This window comes from Acidaminococcus sp., from assembly GCF_050873445.1.
Classification (GTDB): domain Bacteria; phylum Bacillota; class Negativicutes; order Acidaminococcales; family Acidaminococcaceae; genus Acidaminococcus.
In genome coordinates this window covers 20,409-33,491 of sequence record NZ_JBNMIU010000018.1, presented here as the reverse complement: position 1 = coordinate 33,491, position 13,083 = coordinate 20,409, and the positions used below count along the sequence as shown (strand labels likewise).

Below are 13,083 nucleotides of genomic sequence, written 5' to 3'. Positions count from 1 at the left end.
GTCCAAATGGGACATTAACGTAGCCTGGGCACCCGGGTGCCAGGCCAAGGCCATTGCAAAGGCCATGGAACTGCGATCTGGCGGCAAGAACGTGAAAGTTGCTACCAATGCCCTTACCCCGGAAGAAGCGGCCAAGGCCTGTGCGGCCAACCGGTGCGAAGCTGTAGCCTATGTAGGATAGGAGAGACGATACAATGGATTATTTAACGATTGCCCTGCCCAAAGGGAAACTGTTTGCAAAAAGCGTGGAGCTCCTGGCCAAAGTAGGCTACTCTGCGGAAAATGTGGTGGAAGATTCCCGGAAACTGGTCATTACCAATGAAGAAACGAAAGTAAAGTTCCTGATTGTAAAAACGGTGGATTTGCCTACCTATGTGGAATATGGCGCCGCCGATATCGGGATTATCGGCAAGGATGTGCTGAATGAGGAACAGAAAGATATCTACGAGCTGCTGGATATGGGGTACGGGGGCTGCCACCTGATGATGGCGGTGCCGGAAGCCAAGGTGCTGCCGGAACTGACGGATTACGCCCATATGCGGGTGGCCACCAAATATCCCCGCTGTGCTGCTGCGTTTTTCGACAAGCTGGGCATGCAGATGGAGATCATCAAACTGAACGGTTCCATCGAACTGGGTCCCATCGTAGGGCTCAGTGACAGCATCGTGGATATTGTGCAGACGGGCCGGACACTGCGGGAAAATAAATTGAAGGAAATTGTCAGCGTCTTTCCCAGTACGGCCAGGTTGATCGCAAATAAGGTCAGCTTCAAGATGCAGTATGACAGGATCAAGAAGCTGGTGGAAGATCTGAAAGTCGTGCTGGCAGAAGAACAAAAATAAGGAGGAATCTCCCCATGAGCAATATACAACCGCGGGATACGCTTGCCCGGATCGAAGAGTATCAGGTGGAAACAGTACCCGATGCGGATATCATTGTCAATGCCAACGAAACCAACTGGGACATGACGCCGGAACTGCGGCTGGAACTGGGCCAGCGGCTGGCAGAACATGCCTTTAACCGGTACCCTTCCATGCACGGCGAGGATCTGTGCGCCGCCATTGGTGAAACGCTGGGTTTCGATCCGGCTCAGGTGGTGCTGGGCAATGGTTCCAGCGAACTTTTGGAAAAAGCCTGCTATGCTTTCGGTGGCCCAGGCCGCAAGATTGCTTCTCCTGCTCCCAGTTTCAGCATGTACCAGACCTACGCTGTCCTGGCGGACAGCGAACCGGTACTGTTCCCTCTGACAGCAGATGGTTTTGTGGATCCGGATGTGGTCATCGATTTTGCCAGAGAACAGAAACCGGCACTGCTGATTATCTGCAATCCCAACAACCCCACGGGCAACTACAACAGCCATGAGACGATGGAAAAAATCATCCGGAGTGTGGAATGCCCGGTGATCATGGATGAAGCCTACATGGAATTTACGGTAGAGGAGGGAGATCCTAAAACCCTGTCCACTCTGAATCTGGTGAACGAAGTGGATAACTTGCTGGTGCTGCGGACCTTTTCCAAAGCATACGGACTGGCCAATCTGCGGATTGGTTACGGCATCGGCAGTCCGGCAGTGATGAAAATCCTGAAAAAAGTATTGCTGCCCTACACAGTGAATGGTTTTTCCATTTTGACGGCGGAACTGCTGTTCAGTAAGCCGGAGGTATTGAAGGAACGGGTGGACATGGTGGTCACCGGCCGCCGGTATCTGCGGGAACATCTGGAATCCATGGGCTTTCGGGTACTGCCCAGCGCCACCAATTTTTTGCTGGCTATGCCGGCAGGGAAGGTGCTGGATAAACTGGCGGACAAAGCAGGTGCCCGGGATCTGCCCAGTGCTGAAAAAGCCAGGGCAGCAGGCAGTTGCCTGTTCCATGAACTGCTGAAGAAGCGGGTACTGGTACGGGACTTCAGCCAGAACAGCCGGTTGCCGGGCGGTCTGCGGATCTCCATCGGCACGGCGGAGGAAAATCCCAAGATCATCGGGGCCATCAAAGAAATCGTACAGTAACAGGAGGCATAGGGCTATGCGGGAAGGTAAGATCGAACGGAATACGAAAGAGACCCAGATCAGCGTGAAGCTGGATTTGGACGGCACCGGCAAGGCGGATATCGCCACCGGCGTGGGATTTCTGGATCATATGCTGACCCTGCTGGCGGTCCATTCTTTTATGGATCTGACGGTGCGGGCCAAGGGCGACCTGGAAGTGGACTGTCATCATACGGTGGAAGATGTAGGCATCGCTTTGGGGCAGGCCATTGCACAGGCCCTGGGCGACAAGAAGGGCATCCATCGGTATGGCAGTTTTCTGCTGCCCATGGATGAAGCCCTGGCCGAAATCGCTCTGGACTTTTCCGGCCGGCCCTATCTGGTATGGAATGCGGACATCATTCCCCGGGTGACTCTGGGTAATTTCGACACGGAAATGGGTGAGGACTTTTTCCGGGCGGTGGCCATGAACTGCGGGCTGACCCTGCATATCAATGTGCCCTACGGCAAGAACACCCACCATATGCTGGAAGCCATCTTCAAGGGCGTGGCCCGGGCCATGAGCCAGGCTGTGGCCATGGATCCCCGGGTGCACGGGGTGATGAGCAGCAAGGGAGCACTGTGATATGGATAAAGATACCATCGTCATCATCGACTACGGCCGGGGCAATCTGCACTCGGTATATAATGGCCTGCTGAAAATCGGAGCCGATCCCCTGGTCTCTTCGGATCCCCAGGTAATCAAAGACGCTCCCAGGGTGATCCTGCCCGGGGTAGGCTCCTTCGGCGACTGTATGGAAACCATGCGGTCTCGGGGGCTGGAGGAAGCTGTCCAGGAAGCCCTGGCAAGCGGCAAACCCTTCCTGGGCATCTGCCTGGGCGAACAGCTGCTGTTTGAAAGCAGTGAAGAAAGTCCTGGTGTAAAGGGCCTGGGGTTCTTTAAGGGCCAGGTGAAGAAAATCGTGACGCCGTACAAGATCCCTCACATGGGCTGGAACCGGATTGCTGCGGTGAATCCGTCCCCGCTCCTGAAGGATGCGGACGGGAAATATGTATACTTCGTCCACAGCTATCATGCAGTGCCGGAAGATCCCGGCATCATCACCTCTGTGTGCGATTATGGAGCAAAGATCACCGCCAGTGTGGGCCGGGGCAGCGTGCAGGGCTTCCAGTTCCATCCGGAAAAATCCAGCTTTGCGGGCCTGGCCATGCTGAAAGCCTTTAAGGAGTGGAAGCTATGAATATCTATCCTGCCATCGACCTGCGGGGCGGCAACTGTGTCCGCCTGGTAAAGGGCGATTTTTCCAAAGAAACAATCTACAGCACGGATCCGGGCGCCATGGCCAGGGAATGGGCCGGTGCGGGAGCCAGTTCCATCCATGTGGTGGACCTGGACGGAGCTCTGGCCGGTGAAAGCCAGAACCTGGCGGCTATCAGGGCTATTATGGAACAGGGCGGTATCCCCATCGAAGCCGGGGGCGGCATCCGCAGCATGAGCCATATTGAACGGCTGCTGACAGCCGGAGTGCAACAGGTGATCCTGGGCTCCGCTGCAGTGAAGGATCCGGACTTGGTGAGAGAAGCCTGCAGGGCCTATCCGGGCCGCATTGTGGCGGGCATCGATGCCAGGAACGGGGACGTAGCTGTGGAAGGCTGGGAAACCAGCGGCCATATCCAGGCGGAAGAGCTGGCCAAAAAGATGGCCGACGCCGGGGTGCAGCGCATCATCTTCACGGATATTGCCCGGGACGGGATGCTCAGCGGCGTGAACGTGGAAGCCACAGTGGCCGTTGCGAAGGCGAGCGGGCTGAAAGTTACCGCCAGCGGCGGAGTGGCCAGCCTGGAAGATTTGAAAATGTTGAAAAAAAGAGAAACAGACGGCATCGAAGGGTGTATTATAGGAAAGGCGTTATATACCGGCGCCATTGACCTTCGCCAGGCTGTAGCGATTGCGAAGGAGGCGTAGAGCCATGTTGGCAAAACGGATCATACCCTGTTTGGACGTAAAAGACGGACGGGTGGTAAAGGGGACCAACTTCGTGGGCCTGCGGGATGCAGGTGACCCAGTGGAACTGGCTGGCCTGTACGAAAAGGAACAGGCCGATGAACTGGTGTTCCTGGACATCACTGCGTCTCTGGAAAAGCGCAAATCCATGGTCAAGACCATCGAACGGACTGCAAGAGAAGTGTTCATGCCCCTGACTGTGGGCGGCGGCATTTCTTCCATTGAAGATATGCGTGCGGTCCTTTTGGCCGGAGCCGACAAGACCAGCCTGAATACGGCGGCAGTCAAAGATCCGGGTCTGATTACCCGGGGTGCGGAAGCCTTCGGCAACCAGTGTGTGGTCTTGGCCGTGGATGCCAAACGGCGGGGAGAAGATTCCTGGGAAGTATACATCAACGGGGGGCACACCCCTACAGGGCTGGATGCCTTGGAGTGGATCAGGAAGGCTGTGGGCCTGGGAGCAGGTGAAATCCTGCTGACCAGTATGGATGCAGACGGCACCAAGGACGGCTTTGATATCCCGCTGACCCGGAAAGTGGCTGAAGCGGTATCCGTACCTGTGATTGCCAGCGGCGGGGCAGGCTCCCTGGAAGACTTCTATGAAGTGCTCACGGCCGGTAAGGCTGATGCAGCTCTGGCCGCTTCCGTATTCCATTATGGAACGTTTTCCATCCGCCAGGTGAAGGAATACTTGCGGAATAAAGGAGTGGACGTACGGTTATGAAACTGGATGTAAGCAAATTGAAATTCGATGACCGGGGCCTGATCCCGGCCATTGTGCAGGATGTAAGAAACGACAAAGTTCTGATGCTGGCCTATATGAACGGCGAAAGTCTGGCCCGCACCATCGAGACCGGGTATACCTGGTTCTGGAGCCGCAGTCGGCAGGAACTGTGGAATAAGGGCGCTACCAGCGGCCATACCCAGAAGGTATACAGCATTACTTACGACTGCGATGGAGATACCCTGCTGGTGAAGGTGGAGCAGAAGGGTGCCGCCTGCCATACGGGCCATTATTCCTGCTTTTTCAACCCTCTGTGGAACAGTGCTTCCGGCGAGAGCCTGCCTGTGGCTGATAACCGGCTGCCCCAGGTGATCAACGAACTGTATAAGCAGATCCAGTGCTATCAGGAAAAACAGAAGGCTGCGCAGAAATTACTGCCGGCTCCCAGCCAGGACAAACTGCTGGAAAAACTGAGTACCGAGACTACCCGGACCCTCCTGGCATCCAAGAACAACGATGCAGAGCAGGTTGTTTACGAGATGGGCGATTTATGGTATCATTGCTTAGTGCTGTTGGCTTACCATAACATCACACCGGGCGAGATGCTGGTGGAGATGGCAGGCCGAAAGGTAGAAAACGAAAAATAAGCAGCAAAATACGTGTAAAGCTGGAGGGCTCACATGGCTAGATTGTTTGGAACGGACGGCGTACGCGGCGTCGCCAATGGTCCTGTACTGAATGCGGAACTGGCATATAAACTGGGGCGGGCAGCGGCCCAGTATTTTGGAAGGGAAGTAAAGACACCCAAAATCCTGATTGGGCGGGATACCCGGCTTTCGGGCACCATGCTGGAAAGCGCCCTGGCGGCCGGCATCTGCAGTGCAGGGGGCAATGCGCACCTTCTGGGTGTCATTCCTACACCGGCGGTTTCCTATTTGACAGAAAAACTGGAAGCCAATGCAGGGGTGGTGATTTCCGCTTCCCACAATCCCTTTGAGGATAACGGAATCAAGTTCTTTGCCCGTACTGGATACAAACTTCCTGACGCTGTGGAAGACGAAATCGAAGCCATTGTGAAACAGCCGGTGGATTATACCCAGACTGTGACCGGCAGCAACCTGGGCACCGTAATCAACGAACCGGATATGGGCATGGAATACGTGCAGCATATCGTGGAAAACTGTCCGGTGAAGCTGAATGGGCTGAAAGTGGTCATGGACTGTGCAAACGGAGCCAACAGCGAAATTGCTCCAGCCATCCTGCGTACCCTGGGGGCCCATGTAATCCCCATTTTTTATGAACCCAACGGTATCAACATCAATAACGGATGTGGTTCCACCCATCTGGAAGCCTTGCAGGCCAAAGTGAAGGAAATGGGGGCCGATGTGGGCCTGGCCAACGACGGTGACGCCGATCGGCTGCTGGCTGTGGACGAAAACGGCGATCCTCTGGACGGGGACCAGATCATGCTGATCTGCGCCCTGGACCTGATGAAGGCCGGTAAGCTGAAGGACAATGTACTGGTGACCACGGTGATGAGCAACGTGGGCCTGGCAAAAGCCATGAAGGAACACGGCGGCCGTACGGTAAAGACCAGTGTGGGCGATCGCTACGTACTGGAAGAGATGCTGAAGCACGATTACAAACTGGGCGGCGAGCAAAGCGGCCATATTATCTTCGGCGACCTGGTGCGTACGGGTGACGGGATGATGACGGCAGTGAACCTGCTGAGCAGCCTGGTGCGGCATAACCAGACACTGAGCCAGCTGGGGGCCCAGATGGTGAAATATCCCCAGACTCTGTTGAATGTGCGGGTGAAGGACAAGAACGGCTGGCAGGAAAATACGGCCATCGCTGATGTGGTCCGCCGGTACACGGAAGAACTGGGCGATGACGGCCAGGTGCTGGTGAGAGCCAGCGGTACTGAACCTTTGATTCGGATCATGGCTCAGGGCCCCAACCAGGTAGAACTGGACCATATTACGGAAGCCATTGCAGAAGTGGTGAGACGGGAATTGGCATAAATTGATTGCGGAAAAAGAGAGCGCTTGCGGGCGTTCTCTTTTTTTGTTACCAAACTTGACGGTCTTTTTGCACTTAATGACGGTTGGCGGTTTTGGCGGAAGGATTTTTTGACTGAGGGGCGAACTAGGGTAGGGAGGGGATATTTCTTACGAAAGGAGGTGAAATCCATGGCACTTTCTACGCTGCAGCGGGAAACTTTATTCCGCCGCCTGGGACTGCTGCTCCAGGGCGGTTTGCCGTTGCTGCCGGCTCTGGAGGCGCTGGGACGGCAATGCGGCGGGGAAACGGGACGGGTCTGCATCCAGCTCGCTGCTCAGCTGCGCAGGGGAAGCTCTCTTTCCCAGGCCCTTTATCGGCAGTGCAAACAGGTGGGAAATCTGGCCTGCGTACTGGCAGAAGGAGGGGAATTGAGCGGGCAGCTGGCCCAGGTGTTCCAGCAGCTGGCTGTATTTTATCAGAAAAAACGGGAAAATCAGCGGGCCCTGGTCCAGGCTGCCCTGTACCCGGCCCTGGTGCTGGGTATCACGGGTCTCTTGGGTCTGTACTTTTTCTGGAGCATCCTGCCTTTGTTCGGGGATCTGTATGACTCTCTAAAAGTGCCCATGAGCATCGGTCTGCGCTGGGCTCTGGACCTGAGCCGCCTGCTGCATCGTCTACCCTGGCTGCTGCCGGTGAGCCTGCTGGTCCCGTGTGCTCTGGTCCGTCTGGCCTGGCAGCAACGCTCCCGCTGGCTGCTCCGCTGCCCGGGCATCACAGGTTTGAACCGGACGTTCTGGGAAATCCGCTATCTGCAGCTGCTGTCCCTGCTGCTGCGGGGCGGACTGGCTCTGGATGATGCTCTGCCCCGGGCTTCTCAGATGCTGCCTGCGGGCCCCCTGCGCCTTACAGCCAGAAGGCTGAGCCGTCAGGTAGTGGCTGGACGGCCCTTTTCTCACTGTGCCCGGGAAGGTATCCAGCTCTTCAGCCCGCTCACAGTGGAATTCTTGGCCCTGGGGGAGGAAAGCGGAAATCTTTCCGGGCTCCTTACGGAAGCGGCGCATATTCTGGATCAGGACTTCCAGAACCGTCTGAAACAGCTTCGGACTCTTCTGGAACCAGCGCTGCTCCTGATCCTGGCCCTGGGCTGCGGGGGAATGCTGCTTTTTCTGTTGACTCCGTTATTTGAATTGATGAATGGCGTATCGTTTCTGTAAAGAAAGGAGAACAAAATGCAAACCGATCTGAAGTCCAATCTGATCTCCCATGGGAACAAGCACAAGAAATCTGATGGCTTTACTCTGATTGAAATCATTGCCGTCATGGCCATCATCGGTGGGCTGGCTGCGGCACTGCTGCCTTCCATCAACACGGCCATGAACAAATCACGGGACAGCCAGACCATTTCCAATCTGGCTGTGCTGGAAAGCGGAGCTAAAATGTACCAGCTGGAAACGGGCAAGGCGCCGGCAGACATCGACACATTGCGGAAAGGCAAGTATGTACCCGACCGGGAATATCAGGACATCGAACTGGAAGGTGCCGGTGAAGGAGGGGAAATCGTATTCCAGGGCAAGCTCTCTGATGGACGGACTGTAAAGAGCAACGAACTGGGGACTACGAAAAGCGGGGAAGGGGCATGAGACGGCGGAAGACATCCGGGTATTTGCTGCTGGAACTGCTTCTTGAGTTGGGATTGTGGCTGACGGGGCTCCTTCTGGCGGGCCCTGCCCTGTTCCAGCTGGAGAGTCTTGCCCGGCGGAGCCAGCTGGACCTGGCCACCCAGACCACGGCGGATACCCTGTCGGCTCTGCAGCAGCGGAACTTATTCCTCACGGGTCACCATTTGCAGTTCATTGTAGTGGATGAAGGGGCCCGTGCCTACGCCTGGCGGGATTTGTACCATAAGAATGTGTTGGATCTGCCCCGGCTGGGGCTGGAGAATTTTGCTCTGGAAGGCCATGGCGGAGCTTTTACTTCCAACGGCGGTGTGGAGAAATCTTTCTGTATCCGGCTGCGGGACCGGCGGGATGGATTTCGTTCCAAAATGATCCAATTCCAGCCGGTGCAGGGGAGGATGGTCTATGAATAGGAAGAGCGGAGGATTCTTTCTGCTGGACGGGCTGCTGGCGTCTCTGCCTCTGGGTATGGGAGTGCTGGTGGCGCTGGTGGGCTGGCAGCAGGCGCTGCGGCTGGATCACTGGCAGCAGAAACGGGAGGAGGCCCAGGAACTGTCTCTGGAACTGCTGCGGGGCGAGCACAGTGCGGCGGACCTGGACGCGGACTATCGGGTGGAGGTGGAAATCCAGCCGGTATCTGGAATTCCAGGGGTGCAGCTGCGGCAGGTGCGGCTCTATTGGAAGGATCACCTGGTGGGCTGTGGAGCAGGCTATGAAAAAAGCTAGGGGATTCCTGATGGCGGAAGGCGTTCTGGCACTATTCCTGGTGCTGGCGGTGGCCGGCAGTTTGGTGAAAGCGCTTCCCAGTATGGCTCTTTCTTTTCAACGGATCCAGGGACGCAGGGAACTGCAGCGGAGCCAGCGGGATCTGCACACCCGGCTGGAGGCGGCACTGTTGTCCTCTGTTTCTCAGGCCAGGGTGGTGGAGGGAAAGCACGGGGTGGAGCTGGAATGTTATCATCGATATACCCAGGCTCAATGGACCTTCTTCGTGGCCATGTCGTCTACTGCCCATGTCCCTGCTCTGTACAAGGGCACCTGGAACCAGGAAAGCCGGCAGAAGGGGGTCAATCCTCTGACATCGCCCCATATAGAAGTGACCGGGTTTTCCGTGGAAGCTCTGCCGGGGAAACGGATCCACTGGCATTTGGGACTGCGGTATCGGCAGACGGGCCAGGAAACGGAATTGGACAAGGTGTATCGTTATGGAGCGTAAAAAAGAGCCGGGACTGGTGAGCCTGGTCGTGCTGGTGTGCCTGCTGCTGGCCTCAGGGCTCACGCTGGTACTGGTCAGGACTGCCGGACAGGAACTGGAGGCCCAGACTCTGCGGCAGGAGGCACGGCAGTGGGCAGAACTTTTGTGGAGCCTGGAGCAGGTGCGGACGGGGGAACCGCTGCTGAAACCCGGAGAAACAAGAACTCTGCCAGCTTTCCGGTTCCGGCCGGACTGCCCACCGGTTTCCGTGGCTTTGAAGGGGGAGAAAAAGGAACTGATCCACCGGGAACGCTTGCAGTTGCTGGACCCGGAAAACTGGCCCCTGCTCATCGGGGAAAGATTGGCAGTGACAATGCCCGGGGTAAAGGAGAAACTGCCTTTTCTGCCCATGGGAATCTATGAGAATGGGCGGGCTTCTCGTACTCTGACCGTAGACTGGAACCAGCTGTACCAAGATGCCCCCTGTGAGCTGCCGCAATCCCGCCGGCTGGCGATGCCTCTGAGTGGGGAGTTCTGTAAAGGCCGCACCGGGTGGCAGCTGGAAAAGAAGATGACCGGTCGGGGCATTCTGGTGGTCAGCGGGCCTGTAACCTTTCAGCGGGGCAGCCGTGTGCAGGGAGATTTCCGGATTTTGAACCAGGGAGATATGACCGTATGCCCCGGAGCCAGGCTGGACAAGGTGTACCTGTATTCTGGCGGCGATATGCGTCTTATGGCCGGATGCAGAGTCAGAGGTATCCTGGCCGCCAGAGGCAGGGTCACGGTGGAAGAAGGAGCGGAATTCCTGCCCGACGGCAAAGTGCTGGAAGAGTTCGTGACGGCATGGAAATAGCCTTTTTCACACTTTCTCCATTTATCTGTGGTATGATAAAAAAGTAAAAAGGAGGAAACAGCCCATGCATCTGAAAAAATCTTTTGCCGCTTTGACTCTGGGGCTTTCTTTGTCGCTGCCTCTTTCGGCCTTTGCTTTTGGCCATACGACGCTGCTTTCGGAAAGCTACAGCAGCGGCAAGGCTTCCGGTGTAGTTCCCTTTGCGGACGGTCTGAAGGAAGCCTACCAGCAGAATAACCTGAACCATCTGATCAAGGAAAAGGCCAACGCTCTGGGCAAGGCTGCCGGAGGTCAGGCTGTCCTGAGCTATGAAGTGACCGTGAATCGACCTTCCATGTTCAGTGTGATCCTGAAGGCCCAGGGCAACCGGACCGTCTATGCCGGAATGAACCTGGACACCACTGACGGCAATCTGGTAGAGGATAAAGACCTGTTCTATATTAACAGCGCCGAATATGCGAAAAAACTCCAGGGCAAATCGTATGTGTTTGCCGAAAACGGAGTGCGGATCGCCAGCACCCAGGATGGCCCCTATGACACGTTGATCCCTTATACCCAGATCCTGAAGGCCCTGAATGTGGCCGAAGGGGCCCGGCTGCTGACCAGCTACAAACTGGACGCTTCTGCCGAAGGGATGACCTTGCCTTTGAAGGCCGGAGAGCTGGTGGCCCTGTACATGGAAGCCAACCCCACCAGCGGAAACCAGTGGGTCCTGACCGACCAGAGCAGTCAGGAAGGTTTCGTGAATCTGGGGCATTCCTTTACCCTGCCCATGCAGAATCCCACCGGGGCAGCCGGTTCTCCCGGGGTAACCATCCTGTTCGCCAGCTTCCACAAGCCCGGGGATTACCAGCTGAAGGCCCTGTACGGCAAGAACCTGGCAGCACCCCTGCGGGAACGGGTATACAAGTTCCACGTGGAATAGGACTTTCTTCTGTTACGGAAATATGGTATGATTATTCTGTAAATTAAACGCAAACCTGATTACCTGACAACCTTTATTTTTGTACTGCGAGGAGGGCTCTTTATGGAACAGAAATTCTACAAATGCGCTCATTGTGGGAAGATCATTGCTGTTGTAAAGGAAACCGGCGTACCGGTAATGTGCTGCGGCCAGAAGATGGAAGAACTGGTTCCCAATACCACGGACGCCGCTCAGGAAAAACACATTCCTGTGATTGAAGTAAAGGGGAACCTGGTTACCGTGACCGTAAGTTCCGTGCTGCATCCCATGCTGGCAGCCCATTATATTGAATGGATCAGCCTGCATACCAAACAGGGGAACCAGAGAAAAGAACTGCAGCCGGGAGATGCTCCGAAAGCAGAGTTCGCCCTGGTGGACGGCGATGAAGTAGAAGCTGCTTACGCCTATTGCAACCTGCATGGGCTGTGGAAAAAAGAATCTGGACTGTGAGCCAAAGAAAAGCGCTGCGGGATGCTTCGCGGCGCTTTTTAAAATTTTCACGCAATTTGTATACAAAATACGAAAAACATTGGAAAATTTCCTTTTCCATGCTACAATAAAGATAACGGGTGTGGCTGGGTTTTGGCTTGCCCAAATTGCGTTTCCCATTTATAGGAGGTATTGGTATGAAGGTTTTATGTTATGGTGTTAGAGATGTTGAACTGCCGATTTTCGAAGCTTGCAACAAAGAATTTGGCTACGAAATCAAATGCGTTCCTGATTATCTGAATACGAAAGAAACCGCTGAAATGGCTAAGGGTTTTGATGCAGTGATCCTGCGCGGCAACTGCTTTGCCAACAAACAAAACCTGGACATTTACAAGGAACTGGGTGTGAAATACATTCTGACCCGTACTGCCGGCACGGATCATATCGATAAGGAATATGCCAAACAACTGGGCTTCCCCATGGCTTTCGTTCCCCGTTATTCCCCTAACGCCATCGCTGAACTGGCTGTAACCCAGGCAATGATGCTGCTGCGTCATACCGCTTACACCACCAGCCGCACCGCTAAGAAAAACTTCAAAGTCGATGCCTTCATGTTCTCCAAAGAAGTCCGGAATTGCACCGTGGGTGTTGTTGGCCTGGGCCGTATCGGCCGTGTGGCTGCTCAGATCTTCCATGGCATGGGCGCTACTGTAGTTGGCGAAGATGTATTCCAGATCAAAGGGATCGAAGACTACTGCACCCAGGTTTCCCTGGATGAACTGCTGGCAAAATCCGATATCATCACCATCCATGCTCCGTACATCAAAGAAAACGGCGCTGTGGTTACGAAAGAATTCCTGAACAAGATGAAAGACGGGGCCATCCTGGTGAACTGTGCTCGTGGCCAGCTGGCTGATACCGCTGCTGTCATCGAAGCTGTGGAAAGCGGCAAACTGGGCGGTTACGGCTGCGATGTTATCGACGGCGAAGCTGAACTGTTCGGCAAAGATCTGCAAGGACAAAAACTGTCCAACCCGCTGTTCGAAAAACTGGTTGACCTGTATCCGAGAGTGCTGATCACTCCGCATCTGGGTTCTTACACTGACGAAGCCGTTAAGAACATGGTGGAAATCTCCTATCAGAACCTGAAGGAACTGTCCGAAGGCAAAGAATGCCCGAACCAGATTAAATAAGTCTGATCCTTCACAAGGCACCGCACAAAAGCGGTGCCTTTTTTGTGCTATAA

At 55.3% G+C, this 13,083-nt stretch carries 17 protein-coding genes and 1 pseudogene; all 18 read left to right on the top strand.

Translation table 11 applies throughout. The annotated features are described in order from the left end of the window. Positions 1 to 181 (top strand): annotated as a pseudogene (locus ACR0QW_RS04780) (ATP phosphoribosyltransferase regulatory subunit); the annotation flags it as partial. Positions 182 to 194: 13 nt separating this feature from the next. Then, complete coding sequence (gene hisG, locus ACR0QW_RS04775) at positions 195 to 842, top strand: ATP phosphoribosyltransferase (RefSeq protein ID WP_432642573.1); 648 nt, start codon at positions 195 to 197, stop codon at positions 840 to 842. A gap of 14 nt (positions 843 to 856) precedes the next feature. Beyond that, on the top strand, positions 857 to 2,008 hold the full coding sequence (locus ACR0QW_RS04770; protein WP_432642572.1) for a pyridoxal phosphate-dependent aminotransferase: 1,152 nt from the start codon (positions 857 to 859) through the stop codon (positions 2,006 to 2,008). Between the two features lie 16 nt (positions 2,009 to 2,024). After that, entirely contained in the window at positions 2,025 to 2,612 is a 588-nt protein-coding gene (gene hisB / locus ACR0QW_RS04765; RefSeq protein ID WP_432642571.1) for an imidazoleglycerol-phosphate dehydratase HisB, read from the top strand. Between the two features lies 1 nt (position 2,613). After that, complete coding sequence (gene hisH, locus ACR0QW_RS04760; protein ID WP_432642570.1) at positions 2,614 to 3,228, top strand: imidazole glycerol phosphate synthase subunit HisH; 615 nt, start codon at positions 2,614 to 2,616, stop codon at positions 3,226 to 3,228. Further along, entirely contained in the window at positions 3,225 to 3,953 is a 729-nt protein-coding gene (hisA, locus tag ACR0QW_RS04755) for a 1-(5-phosphoribosyl)-5-[(5-phosphoribosylamino)methylideneamino]imidazole-4-carboxamide isomerase (protein WP_432642569.1), read from the top strand. The genes hisH and hisA overlap by 4 nt, the downstream gene beginning before the upstream one ends. Before the next feature lie 4 nt (positions 3,954 to 3,957). After that, a complete protein-coding gene (hisF, locus tag ACR0QW_RS04750) occupies positions 3,958 to 4,716 on the top strand; it encodes an imidazole glycerol phosphate synthase subunit HisF (protein ID WP_432642568.1) in 759 nt (252 codons plus the stop codon). Next, complete coding sequence (gene hisIE / locus ACR0QW_RS04745; RefSeq protein ID WP_432642567.1) at positions 4,713 to 5,363, top strand: bifunctional phosphoribosyl-AMP cyclohydrolase/phosphoribosyl-ATP diphosphatase HisIE; 651 nt, start codon at positions 4,713 to 4,715, stop codon at positions 5,361 to 5,363. Before hisF ends, hisIE begins: the two co-directional genes overlap by 4 nt. A 33-nt stretch (positions 5,364 to 5,396) precedes the next feature. After that, on the top strand, positions 5,397 to 6,740 hold the full coding sequence (glmM, locus tag ACR0QW_RS04740) for a phosphoglucosamine mutase (RefSeq protein ID WP_432642566.1): 1,344 nt from the start codon (positions 5,397 to 5,399) through the stop codon (positions 6,738 to 6,740). Positions 6,741 to 6,908: 168 nt separating this feature from the next. After that, positions 6,909 to 7,934: a type II secretion system F family protein gene (locus tag ACR0QW_RS04735; protein WP_432642565.1), complete on the top strand. Its 1,026-nt coding sequence runs from the start codon at positions 6,909 to 6,911 to the stop codon at positions 7,932 to 7,934. A 15-nt stretch (positions 7,935 to 7,949) separates the two neighbouring features. Next, a complete protein-coding gene (locus ACR0QW_RS04730; protein WP_432642564.1) occupies positions 7,950 to 8,360 on the top strand; it encodes a type II secretion system protein in 411 nt (136 codons plus the stop codon). After that, on the top strand, positions 8,357 to 8,809 hold the full coding sequence (locus ACR0QW_RS04725) for a hypothetical protein (RefSeq protein WP_432642563.1): 453 nt from the start codon (positions 8,357 to 8,359) through the stop codon (positions 8,807 to 8,809). Before ACR0QW_RS04730 ends, ACR0QW_RS04725 begins: the two co-directional genes overlap by 4 nt. Further along, positions 8,802 to 9,122, top strand: a complete 321-nt coding sequence (locus tag ACR0QW_RS04720; RefSeq protein ID WP_432642562.1) for a hypothetical protein — start codon at positions 8,802 to 8,804, stop codon at positions 9,120 to 9,122. The genes ACR0QW_RS04725 and ACR0QW_RS04720 overlap by 8 nt, the downstream gene beginning before the upstream one ends. Continuing rightward, complete coding sequence (locus ACR0QW_RS04715; RefSeq protein WP_432642561.1) at positions 9,109 to 9,612, top strand: hypothetical protein; 504 nt, start codon at positions 9,109 to 9,111, stop codon at positions 9,610 to 9,612. The genes ACR0QW_RS04720 and ACR0QW_RS04715 overlap by 14 nt, the downstream gene beginning before the upstream one ends. After that, the gene (locus tag ACR0QW_RS04710; RefSeq protein WP_432642560.1) at positions 9,602 to 10,444 is read left to right on the top strand and encodes a hypothetical protein; all 843 of its coding nucleotides are present in this window, start codon (positions 9,602 to 9,604) and stop codon (positions 10,442 to 10,444) included. The genes ACR0QW_RS04715 and ACR0QW_RS04710 overlap by 11 nt, the downstream gene beginning before the upstream one ends. Positions 10,445 to 10,508: 64 nt before the next feature. Continuing rightward, a complete protein-coding gene (locus tag ACR0QW_RS04705; protein ID WP_432642559.1) occupies positions 10,509 to 11,369 on the top strand; it encodes a protease inhibitor I42 family protein in 861 nt (286 codons plus the stop codon). A gap of 102 nt (positions 11,370 to 11,471) precedes the next feature. Then, a complete protein-coding gene (locus ACR0QW_RS04700) occupies positions 11,472 to 11,858 on the top strand; it encodes a desulfoferrodoxin family protein (RefSeq protein ID WP_432642558.1) in 387 nt (128 codons plus the stop codon). A 176-nt stretch (positions 11,859 to 12,034) separates the two neighbouring features. Beyond that, positions 12,035 to 13,030: a 2-hydroxyacid dehydrogenase gene (locus ACR0QW_RS04695; RefSeq protein WP_432642557.1), complete on the top strand. Its 996-nt coding sequence runs from the start codon at positions 12,035 to 12,037 to the stop codon at positions 13,028 to 13,030. The last annotated feature ends 53 nt before the right edge of the window (positions 13,031 to 13,083 follow it).

What these genes read in the sequence shown, in the direction of transcription:
- ACR0QW_RS04735 (WP_432642565.1), top strand. Translation starts at nt 6,909, where the DNA reads ATGGCACTTTCTACGCTGCAGCGGGAAACTTTATTCCGCCGCCTGGGA.
- glmM (WP_432642566.1), top strand. Translation starts at nt 5,397, where the DNA reads ATGGCTAGATTGTTTGGAACGGACGGCGTACGCGGCGTCGCCAATGGT.
- ACR0QW_RS04725 (WP_432642563.1), top strand. Translation starts at nt 8,357, where the DNA reads ATGAGACGGCGGAAGACATCCGGGTATTTGCTGCTGGAACTGCTTCTT.
- ACR0QW_RS04730 (WP_432642564.1), top strand. Translation starts at nt 7,950, where the DNA reads ATGCAAACCGATCTGAAGTCCAATCTGATCTCCCATGGGAACAAGCAC.
- ACR0QW_RS04705 (WP_432642559.1), top strand. Translation starts at nt 10,509, where the DNA reads ATGCATCTGAAAAAATCTTTTGCCGCTTTGACTCTGGGGCTTTCTTTG.
- ACR0QW_RS04770 (WP_432642572.1), top strand. Translation starts at nt 857, where the DNA reads ATGAGCAATATACAACCGCGGGATACGCTTGCCCGGATCGAAGAGTAT.
- hisIE (WP_432642567.1), top strand. Translation starts at nt 4,713, where the DNA reads ATGAAACTGGATGTAAGCAAATTGAAATTCGATGACCGGGGCCTGATC.
- hisF (WP_432642568.1), top strand. Translation starts at nt 3,958, where the DNA reads ATGTTGGCAAAACGGATCATACCCTGTTTGGACGTAAAAGACGGACGG.
- ACR0QW_RS04695 (WP_432642557.1), top strand. Translation starts at nt 12,035, where the DNA reads ATGAAGGTTTTATGTTATGGTGTTAGAGATGTTGAACTGCCGATTTTC.
- ACR0QW_RS04720 (WP_432642562.1), top strand. Translation starts at nt 8,802, where the DNA reads ATGAATAGGAAGAGCGGAGGATTCTTTCTGCTGGACGGGCTGCTGGCG.
- hisB (WP_432642571.1), top strand. Translation starts at nt 2,025, where the DNA reads ATGCGGGAAGGTAAGATCGAACGGAATACGAAAGAGACCCAGATCAGC.
- ACR0QW_RS04710 (WP_432642560.1), top strand. Translation starts at nt 9,602, where the DNA reads ATGGAGCGTAAAAAAGAGCCGGGACTGGTGAGCCTGGTCGTGCTGGTG.
- hisA (WP_432642569.1), top strand. Translation starts at nt 3,225, where the DNA reads ATGAATATCTATCCTGCCATCGACCTGCGGGGCGGCAACTGTGTCCGC.
- ACR0QW_RS04715 (WP_432642561.1), top strand. Translation starts at nt 9,109, where the DNA reads ATGAAAAAAGCTAGGGGATTCCTGATGGCGGAAGGCGTTCTGGCACTA.
- ACR0QW_RS04700 (WP_432642558.1), top strand. Translation starts at nt 11,472, where the DNA reads ATGGAACAGAAATTCTACAAATGCGCTCATTGTGGGAAGATCATTGCT.
- hisG (WP_432642573.1), top strand. Translation starts at nt 195, where the DNA reads ATGGATTATTTAACGATTGCCCTGCCCAAAGGGAAACTGTTTGCAAAA.
- hisH (WP_432642570.1), top strand. Translation starts at nt 2,614, where the DNA reads ATGGATAAAGATACCATCGTCATCATCGACTACGGCCGGGGCAATCTG.